1 protein-coding gene is annotated in these 263 nt (G+C 66.2%); it reads right to left on the bottom strand.

All coding sequences use genetic code 11. From position 1 onward, the window contains the following. Positions 1-263, bottom strand: a 263-nt coding sequence (locus tag UUA_RS18425) for a prolipoprotein diacylglyceryl transferase (RefSeq protein WP_008439824.1), incomplete at both ends; no start/stop codon positions are given.

Here is a 263-nt window from a genome sequence, read left to right as displayed (position 1 = left end):
GATATCAGGTAGCGCGGCCGCGGCCTCAGCGAGACCAGCCACAACACCACGAACATCACCACGCCCTCCAGCAGCATCTCGTACAGCTGCGAGGGATGGCGCGGCAAGCGGTCCGGCGCGTTCGGGAACACCATCGCCCACGGCACGTCGCCGGGCTTGCCCCACAGCTCGCCGTTGATGAAGTTGCCGAGTCGGCCCAGACCCAGCCCGATCGGCACCAGCGGCGCCACGAAGTCGATGGTGTCGAAGAAATGCAGCTTCTG

It is taken from the genome of Rhodanobacter thiooxydans LCS2 (assembly GCF_000264375.1).
GTDB classification, from domain to species: Bacteria; Pseudomonadota; Gammaproteobacteria; order Xanthomonadales; family Rhodanobacteraceae; genus Rhodanobacter; species Rhodanobacter thiooxydans.
Note: the sequence above shows the minus strand (reverse complement) of the source record. Positions and strands in the feature narration are given on the sequence as shown.